The organism is uncultured Mesonia sp. (genome assembly GCA_947499595.1).
Classification (GTDB): domain Bacteria; phylum Bacteroidota; class Bacteroidia; order Flavobacteriales; family Flavobacteriaceae; genus Mesonia; species Mesonia sediminis.
Genome location: CANMOY010000028.1, coordinates 1 through 1,202, shown reverse-complemented (window position 1 = coordinate 1,202; position 1,202 = coordinate 1). Strand labels below are relative to the sequence as shown.

The window sequence follows — 1,202 nt, the reverse complement described above, 5'->3', positions numbered from 1 at the left end:
TGCGAGTCAAGCAGATTATACCGCAGGTACAGCCATCGCTAACCCAACGGCTTATGACAACACCAGTAATCCGCAAACAATTTTTGTAAACGTAGAAGGAGCTAACGGCTGTAGCGAACTCATCAGCTTTGATTTGATTGTGCACTCCTTGCCCGATTACAATGAACCGGTAAAACTAATTACTTGTGATGATGCCCTTGCGGATGGTTTTACCAGTTTTAATTTAAATTTTGCGACGGCTCAAATTACTAACGGACATGCTAACGTAGCGATAAGTTATTATGAAACGCAGGTAGAAGCATTAATAGGAGATCCCACCACGGCATTAGCTCAAAATTATACCAACACCAGCGCTAACAATCAAAGCATTTATGTTCGTATAGAAGATATAATCACCGGCTGCGTGACAACAGATGCTCTTGATTTAGAAGTAACACAAACAAGTGCTCTCCCACCCCAAGGGGAGGCGTTGCAAAGTTTTTGTGGTGCTGCTCTTCGTGCACAGATCAATGAACCTCCTGCCAATTTAACCGATTTGGTAGTAGTGGGCGATAATCTACAATGGTATAGCGATGCGGGTGGTACCACGCCTATTCCTGATACCACTCTGCTGGTAGATGGACAAACCTATTATGTGAGCCAGACCACTACCGGTACCCAGGGCTGTGAAAGCAGTTTATTGGCGGTACAAGCTGTAGAGAAGTATTGTAATTGTGTGCCCAACGGGGGTTTTGAACGCGATGCTACCACCTCGACGGCCTCGGGTTATGGTTTTGCGTATTATGATTTTCCATTGAATCCACCTGGCATGCAACAATGCCAAACCGATTTAAACAGTATTCCTTTACAAAACTTAGCAAGCTTAGACCCTGTTAACGGGCATACCAATCCAAACAACGCCTTTAATAATCATGCGTATATACTAACCCCGGGGCTCGATAGTTTTATGTCTGGTTTTTTGAATACCCAAATCAGAGTAGAACCCAATACCCCTTATAATCAACGGGCTATCGGATTAAATGATTTTTTTGGTGACGGTTCTATAAGTAGCATAACAAAAAAAATCATTGCCGGGCAGAGCTTTTCCTTTGATTATGCTTTAGCCATGGAAAATACTTCTAACTTAAATTTACCTTCCGTTGTACTTCCTTTTTTTAAGGTACAAATATGGGATCAAAACAATAACCTGGTCAGTGAGCAGT

At 42.4% G+C, this 1,202-nt stretch carries 1 pseudogene; it reads left to right on the top strand.

What is annotated here, in order from left to right:
• Positions 1-1,202: pseudogene (locus ACH2AZ_RS12405) on the top strand (hypothetical protein); the annotation flags it as partial.